This window comes from Seonamhaeicola aphaedonensis (genome assembly GCF_003386195.1).
GTDB classification, from domain to species: Bacteria; Bacteroidota; Bacteroidia; order Flavobacteriales; family Flavobacteriaceae; genus Seonamhaeicola; species Seonamhaeicola aphaedonensis.
In genome coordinates this window covers 140,745-149,540 of the sequence record NZ_QRDX01000002.1, presented here as the reverse complement: position 1 = coordinate 149,540, position 8,796 = coordinate 140,745, and the positions used below count along the sequence as shown (strand labels likewise).

At 35.7% G+C, this 8,796-nt stretch carries 5 protein-coding genes; 2 read left to right on the top strand and 3 right to left on the bottom strand.

The annotated features are described in order from the left end of the window. Both DFQ02_RS15140 and DFQ02_RS04360 read right to left on the bottom strand, forming a co-directional pair. Positions 1-1,253, bottom strand: a 1,253-nt coding sequence (locus tag DFQ02_RS15140; RefSeq protein ID WP_220340207.1) for a hypothetical protein, incomplete at its 3' end; no start/stop codon positions are given. A 672-nt stretch (positions 1,254-1,925) separates the two neighbouring features. Then, entirely contained in the window at positions 1,926-3,731 is a 1,806-nt protein-coding gene (locus tag DFQ02_RS04360) for a T9SS type A sorting domain-containing protein (protein WP_116039782.1), read from the bottom strand. A gap of 449 nt (positions 3,732-4,180) precedes the next feature. On the opposite strand from DFQ02_RS04360, the gene DFQ02_RS04350 reads away from it, so the two are divergent. Continuing rightward, positions 4,181-5,002, top strand: coding sequence for a T9SS-dependent choice-of-anchor J family protein (locus DFQ02_RS04350; RefSeq protein ID WP_181896351.1), 822 nt, complete (start codon positions 4,181-4,183; stop codon positions 5,000-5,002). 655 nt (positions 5,003-5,657) lie between these two features. Beyond that, a complete protein-coding gene (locus DFQ02_RS04345) occupies positions 5,658-6,902 on the top strand; it encodes a T9SS-dependent choice-of-anchor J family protein (protein ID WP_181896350.1) in 1,245 nt (414 codons plus the stop codon). 56 nt (positions 6,903-6,958) lie between these two features. On the opposite strand, the gene DFQ02_RS04340 is transcribed toward DFQ02_RS04345, so the two are convergent. Then, positions 6,959-8,796: T9SS type A sorting domain-containing protein (locus DFQ02_RS04340; protein ID WP_116039778.1), on the bottom strand; the 1,838-nt coding region annotated here is incomplete at its 5' end.

The following is an 8,796-nucleotide window of genomic DNA, read 5'->3' as shown; positions in this document are numbered from 1 at the left end:
GTACCTGTAAAACCTGCTTGAGTATTACCCATGATGTCAAATGTGCTAACATCGCACTTACGCTCTGGTTCTCCTGCATCGGCTACTGGTACTTCATAAACTGTAACCGTCTTACCGCATTCCGATTGCAACGTACCTCCCATAGAAGCCAAAGAAACAGTAACATTAACTTCAAAAGTACCAGCACCATTTCCTGGGTTTACAGATATCATTGAACCAGTATTAACACCACCAACAAAGGATGGACTTGCCGATCCAGTTATGTTATCTAAACTCCAAACGAAAGTTTCTCCAGTATCTGATGTTGCATCAAAATCAAGAGGGTCACCTCCAGCACAAACATCATCAGGTCCTTCAACAAGACAAGATGGTGGTGCTTGTACTGCTTGATCGCTTAATTGTACTTCTTTATTACCACAACCACCTAAATCATCACCTGAATTTCCAATACCATCTGGTCCCGCACAATCTTGAACGAACATATGATATGGACTACCATTAATACCAGATGCTGCAAAACCATCACCCCATACTTCTGAAGATGCAATATGACCACCCCAAAGCATTAATACATTTCCTGTAGTAGAAGTAAAATCAACATACATGTATGAGGATAATGTGCCTTCAGGATCACCAACATTTTGATCTCCATCTAGATAACCTATGCCTGAAATTGTTCCTCCATAAATTGTAATTTCTGCTTCCCCTTGATCCCTTACTGCTTCAAATTCTGTTACTGTAAAATTAGGATCAGCATCTACATGTGTAGGTGTTCCTATTGGTGTTGGTAAAGTAACCTTTTCAGGAGGTGCGTAGAAACTGTAATCAACTGTAAGACCATCAAATTGTAATATAGGTTCATCAGCTAAATCATGCCCAAATAAATCATGATTTCTATCAAAATCATAAGATGTTAGATAGTCAATAGCATGCTTGCCTCCTTTTTTTGTATCATATCCTATTTTTACTCTATAAGTAATTCCATTTTGTAAGCCAGATGCTTCTAATCTGTAAGGTATGGTCATACATTCGGTAAAATGTGCTTTAGAAGCTACCACATTTCCTGTTACCCAACCTTGATTTTGTAATTCGGGATAAGGTAATCTACCATTGGCCCATTGTTCTAGTTTATCAATACTTTGACCAAAAGCGAATTGTGATGATAGTCCCATAAAAAGAACTAAACAACTCAATAATAATTTTTTAAAGGCCTTTAGTTTTAAATACCTTTTAATTAGTGTAAAATTGTACATAAACATAACATTTTAGTTTAAGGTTAATAACTAATGTTTACATAACAACCATACGCTAAAGACCATGTAGAGTGAGGGCTCGTACAAAAATTTAAATACAAAAATTTTTCACATAACCTATGTAAGGTAGTGGAAGTAGAGAAAGGGCATTCAACACTGCTATTAATCAAATGCTTATAATCTAAATTGTGCTATTAATCTAGATTTCTCTTAGGAAAGAAATACCTTTAAGTTACTAAAAGTTAGTTAAATTTAAGAAATAAAAGAGTAAGAAAAAAAAGAATATACTTACATTTTATAACTATTAGCCTAAAGGTTAGCTTCTATCGATGAATGACATGATTTCTCTTTAAATAGACAGTAGATCTAACAATTTTACTAACAAAAACGCTTATTACTTCTGGATTTATAAAAGTCTTATATGCTATAAATAAAGTGTATTAAACTGATTAACAAATAGTTATTTTAACCCGTTGTGGGTTTTGATAAAACATTGACAATTCGAGTAAATTTTACGATTAAAATAAATAACATTTGTACTTCTACTGCTCTTAGTAGAACTATCGAGAAAAGAATTTTAGTCATTGAAATAGTTCTAGATACGATCCCGAATACTCGGGATCACTCAAACTGACATATTGGTAATTGATTTGAACCAAAATACATAACCGGTTATTTTATAATAATTTTTTCAGATTTAGAACCAAATTCCGTCTCTAACTCAAGAATATAAAGACCAGGTGTAAACTTACTTACATGAATCGTTTCTAAAGTTTTATTGCTTTTAGCGGTGTGTACTTTTCTACCTTGTATATTATATATGCTAATAGTATTTATTTGTATCCCCCCTTTTTTCTTAATATACAATTGGGACGCTACAGGGTTGGGGTAAATAGAGATATTTTCATCTAATATATGCTCGTTTGTACTTAAAGATCCTTCTGAACATGCCGTTTGTGCCATAACGGATTGGCCACATATAGGTTCGTTAGAACTTCTATATTGTATACCGTTGGCACCAGCCATATCTTCGGTGCTTAATGCACGTACCATCTCTCCACTAGATAAGGAATAATGCATAATCACATTGGAATCTATAGCATGACCTAATTGATGTGCATGCCCCAATTCATGTACGGCCACACTTTCGAAATCAATTTCTCCAGATTGCGGTGGGCCACTACCAAAATTCCAATTGATATTGTTGTTAAAAATAATATCGATATCTGTAACATACCACTTTATTGCACCATCTTGATAACAAGCCGAATAGCTGGAAAACGTATACCCCAAGGTTCCCAATGATAAACTACCAAAAGTGATCAAATTAACACCATCGGATGGATCTAATGTTGCAGAAGGGGTTGTGCTCCCCACATTCCAATTGATTCCAGACTCACAGGTCCATGTATCCATGGCTTGCTCGAAAGGCACTTGGGCATTGGAACTGTAAAAATCTTCGTTTATAGTCCAGGTCATACCTCCAGTACCATTTAAATCTATGTGCTGGGTTTGAAAATCTTCTTCACCAGAACCTATATCGTAAGACAGGTTAATTTGGGCATAATCTACCGTTAAATTTATACTAGACTCTATGGAACCATTCGATTCGGTATTAACCATAAAGGTGCCTGTTCCTGCTTCATCGGGTATTTCTACCTCTATTTGTGTATCAGACCAACTTAAAACTTGATTATCTAGCGCATTAGTATGCAATGCCCCGCCATAATTTGCGTTACTGAAACCAACGGTTCCCTTTGTAGTTCCAAAACCAGAGCCATTGATAGTTAACACGCTTTTTGTTCCTGCAGAATGATCTGTGGCAGAAAATGAAGTAATGGCCGGCGCCAAAACTGATGACTTACTTACGGTAGTTGTTTTTGATAAGGATGCTTCACTATTTGAATATTCCCTAAGACTGAACGCTGATAGCTCTTTAATTGACTGCCCACTCTCTAAAGTAATTTTCTTATGGAAATTTTCCTCAATATTGTTTGTTATCGAAAACGGATTTACAGCCTTGTTCGTTCTTAAATCGTATTTATAAAAGCCTTGCGTGGCACCAAAAGATCTGTATTTAGATTTGGAGTCACTTAATTGGCTTTGTATATTTTGAGAGGTATTGGTATTTTCGAGCATAAACACCCCAATATCTCCTTTTCCTAGATTTAAACTATGAGACACTACCAAAGCCTGCATGCCTATTACGCCACCTGGTGTGATTATTTCAACTACGTCTGAAATAGTTTCTCCTTTAAATACTTTATATACTTTAATGGTGTTAACCGTGTAAATACTGTTCTGAATTTCATCCAGATAAGAAACTTTAGAAATTACTTCGCCTTCAATAATGGCATCGGAAAGTTGAATTTGTAAATCGAATGGAATTCTTTGAATCAAGCTATGGTCTTGCCCCAGCACATTGAAAGCGTATAAGCATAATGCAAGTACAAGACTTATCCTGTAAAATTTTCTCATAACATCGTAGGTTTGGAAACCAAACTTATTAAATTAATTTCAATTAATCTGATTTTTAAGCATTTAATCGATGAAATACTAACTTTTTAACAAATAATGTAAGCAATTAAATACATTATTGTTTTTAGAGAAGAAAATGCTATTAATCAATCCCCACACTTTATACGCAGGTATTTTGGTTATGGATGCCCAAAAAAAAAATTAAAATTTTAAGTCCTTAATGCCCAATTATTTAAAAGGCCATCTTTTTTATCAATCAACGTTTGAGCGGATAAAAAGGGAATACAAAGCAGGTCATAACTCATTTTTAAACTTTCATCTAAAAAAAATAATAGGTATGGCAAATATTTGTAAATTAAGACAGTTTAAATTTTTAGCCTATTTAAAAAAGACTGACATGTTTAATAGATATGTGGTCAAAGCAATTAAAAAACCATAAATATAAGCGTATGAAAAAAATTACTTTTATCCTTTTCTACTTAATGATTACAACAGTTTATTCCCAAACAGTGGTTTGGTCTGATAATTTTGACGATTTAGATATTTCTGATTGGACCATTACTAATAATGAAACCAGCAGCGATGGTTTTGATTGGGAAGCCCAGTTAGAATCTAATCCTAATATTTTGGAAGAAGTTCTAAAATCTGTTTCATACGATATTAACGGCGATGTAAATTTAGCCCCTGATAATTGGGCTATATCACCTAGTATTGATTTGTCTAACGCTAGTGGTGCCATCACATTAAAGTGGAAAGCTGCAGCGCCAGATGGGCCAGAGTTTGACAATGAGAACTACTCCGTTTATATAGCTACTTCTTCGGTTATCAATGACCTATTGAATGGTACATCAATGACCTATAATTTAGATGGTATAAATTTACTCACAGAACAGAGCCTTGATATGTCATCCTTTGCAGGGCAATCTACTGTATATATAGCCTTTAGACATTGGAATGCTGTACCCGATGAAGGATTTATCGTGAATATTGATGACGTGGTTGTTGAAGCACAGACCGTATTAGGTATAGAAGATGTTGCTCTCAATGAACTTAAGTATTGGCAAAATGGAGGCACAAAAGCCCTACATTTTAAATCTCCTATTAATTTGAGTAATGTTGAACTATTCGACACCTCTGGGAAAATGCTTCTATCTATTAGTGATACTGGCAAAAATCTTGAAATTGACACAAGTCATTTAGCTACTGGAGCATATATTACTAGAGTTTGTACAGAAAATGCTTATAAGATGATTAAAATAGTACTTAACTAGTTTATATCAATCACCTCACACAAAATCCATTAGTTGGGATTTAATAATTTATTCTAACTAATGAATTTTACTTTTTATATTTAAGCTGTATACCTGTAACAAAAGAATTTCTTGAAACTAACTACCGCAATGGAGAGCCTTAGTATGTATACTTCAACTGCGTTCAACTTAGGTTTCGCTTGTTTCATTCGGCAAGCTCAAAACAACATCGCATTATGGTACAGAGCCAAAAACTTAAAGGCTTTTATTTAGATCCCGAAATGAGACTTTGATGCTTCGACTGCGCTCAGCAAAGCAAGCTCGGTCTGACAGTTTGGGATAGCAGTTTCTGCTGAAACCCTTATACAGAACGTCGAGGAATTCATTTCGATTAAATATTTAGCTAAAATAGGATTCAATTCGGAACGATAATCTTACCTATTCTCATGAACATTCTGTCTTAATAAATTTTTAAATAGTTTTAAAGACCTAATAGTCAATACATTAGATAAATAAATTAATCTTGCCATAATTTTTAAGTTATAAATGAATATAATTGTATTTATTTTCTTTCTTTTTTGTGTTAATTATATGTATTTCATCGATTAAATGACTATTTTATAGGTTATAATGTTTTTATGTTTATATATTTGATACCATCTTAACCTACATGATTATGAAAAAAATATTACTCTTATGTTGTGTTCTAACAATTTCTTTTAACATCAACTCTCAAAACTCATGTGCTTCTCCAGGTACTATCTCTGCAGGAAGTCACTCTGTCGGTACCATAAATGGAAGTGCCGCGACCTTAATATGTGACTCAAATACCGCTGGAACTAAGGCAGAGTGGTATGCTTATACGGCTTCAACGGACGGATTCGCTAGCGTAACCACGGACTTGGGAAGTAACTCAGGTGATGACACTAATATGTATATCTATTCAGGAACCTGCGGTAGTTTATCATGCTTAGCTAGTAGCGATGATATTTCACCATCGAATTTGCTTTCTGAAGCTAATTTCCCTATTTCTAGTGGTACTACCTATTATATTGTATTTGATAACCGCTGGAGCTCTTCAGGGTTCGATTTTATGGTTTCTGAAACCAATGTTGCTTGTAATGTTACTGTTCCACCGGCTCAGGAAAACTTTAGCGACCAAAATAAAATTACAGCCTGTTGGGACCTTATAGATGCTGATATGGATAACCGCAAATGGTTTGTTCAAGATTTTGACTTAGATGGAACTCCAGGCTTAGATGGGAATCCATGTATCGTTTCAAGGTCGTGGGATGCTGCTGGATTTGTATTTCCAGATAACTGGATTATTTCTTATAGTATTGACATAACTTCTTATTCTTCAGGTGATGATATTTACTTAAATTGGAAAGCCAGAGGGATCAACCCAAGTTTTGCTAACGAAAACTATACCGTTTATGTAGCTACAGGTAATGATACTTCTGATTTTCTATCAAGTGGTATATCTTTTAATGAAATTATAGGCCAAAATGGAGGTGCAGGAACAACTTTTGTTGATAGAAGTTTAGACATCTCTTCATTAGCCGGTAATATTGTTTATGTCGCTTTTAGACATCATAATATGCCATCTTCTCAATATGAGCTTCATATTGATGATGTGGAGATTTCATCTTCGGCTCCTTCACTCAGCAATGATGATTTTGAAATCAATGAATTTAGTCACTTTTATAATACAAGTGATAAAACGCTAACATTAAAATCATCTATTTCAGCAATAAGATATGTAGAAGTATATAATATACTTGGAGCTCATGTTTTGACCCAAGACATAAACAGCATTAAAGGGCAAGTACATTTATCTAATCAAACCGATGGGATTTACATTGTCAAAGCTGCTCTTGATGACAACATCATACAAACGTTAAAAATTATTAAGCATTAAAAAAAAGAGCAGTTCATTTTGAACTGCTCTTTTGCTTTATTACTTCCTTCAATGTATTATTGAGGTGTAGAGGAAACAATTTTCTTTATTACGGTTCCCTCATTAGTTGTTAATCTTACAAAGAACATTTGATTGTCTGTTCCAGATAAGTCTAGCTTGGTTTCCCCTATACTCGCTTTAGAGTAGTTTGAAACCTCAGAAGATCTTATTAAGGCTCCCTTCATATCAAATACTTCAATGGTAATATCCGTATCATAATCAAATGAATACTTAAGTGTAACTTCTTCATCAAACGGTACTGGATAAGCTTTAAAGTCGACTGTTTTAGCCTGAAGACCATCACAAGTGCCCTCAGCAACCCCACAACCACAATCACCTGGTTCGGTTTTGTTTGGATCATTTGGACAAGCATCAACATCTGCACAGTAGCCATCTCCATCAATATCGTTGTCTGCATCATATGGACATTCGTCACAAGCATCTCCAACATTATCACCATCAGTATCTACCTGATCTTGATTAGTAACTCCAGGACAGTTATCACATGATGCTCCAAAAGTATCTTCATCGTCTTCAGATTCACATAAAATATTACCACTGAATGGATTATCTAAACCTCCACCTTCATTATCAGATAATAAATCACTTTCATCTAGAGAACACATGCACAACACTTTACAAGTTACTGCATGCGCAATAACATAAATTGGTCCTGTTACATCTGTAACCTTAACGGAGTAAGTCCTAACATTACCCAAGCTTATCGGGTTAAATGGATACTGCCCTGGAGCAACCGTATTTACACCATTCTTCATAGGGTATGGATCACAACCTACATACACATGTGCTTCGGTCATAACATAGCCAAAACCATCTCCACTATCTGCATCATCTATTTCATAAGTTACGGTTACCATACCATTTGAGTAATCCACAGTTACAGTACCTACATTGGTTCCTTTACTTATATCACAATGTGCTGCACCTGCATATAATGGCATGATGTATTCCCCTTCACACTCTAAATAATTGGTCCATCCCCAACGTCTGAAACCATCATTTATAAAGCAACCCATTTCTGGATCTAAAGTTGCAAAGGCGGTTTCACATTCGCCGATTTTATCGAATTCTCTGATAATATCAATCGTTTCAGTTTCTGCTGGATTACCACACTCATCCATGACATTAAAAGTATATGTATATGTTTCTGAACATTCACCAGAACTACTTAACACTCTACTCTCTGCTGGTAAACTGTTGCTGCCCGCTGAACAATTATCAGACCATGAAGCGAAAACATCTTCTGGTGCTGGTACAGCATCATTACAGATTGTATATCCTGAAGGAGGTGTAATAGTTGGTGCATCCTTATCGCCTCCACTGTACTTAACATCGAATGATCCATATAAGTTGCCACAGCTGTCCTTAACCTCGTAGCTGTATGTCAAGCTCCATAAACAGTCATCACCTTCATCTACTGGACCTGAACGGGTTACAACCACACTGCCACAGTCTTCTGTGAACAACGCCGCTATCTCTCCCTCTGTTGGAGCGTCTGCTATTGCCATTGGCTTACAGTCGTTGATATCCTCTACGTCTGATGGTAGCATTCCTGTCAATACAGGTGCATCCTTATCGCCTCCACTGTACTTAACATCGAATGATCCATATAAGTTGCCACAGCTGTCCTTAACCTCGTAGCTGTATGTCAAGCTCCATAAACAGTCATCACCTTCATCTACTGGACCTGAACGGGTTACAACCACACTGCCACAGTCTTCTGTGAACAACGCCGCTATCTCTCCCTCTGTTGGAGCGTCTGCTATTGCCATTGGCTTACAGTCGTTGATATCCTCTACGTCTGATGGTAGCATTCCTGTCAATACAGGTGGAT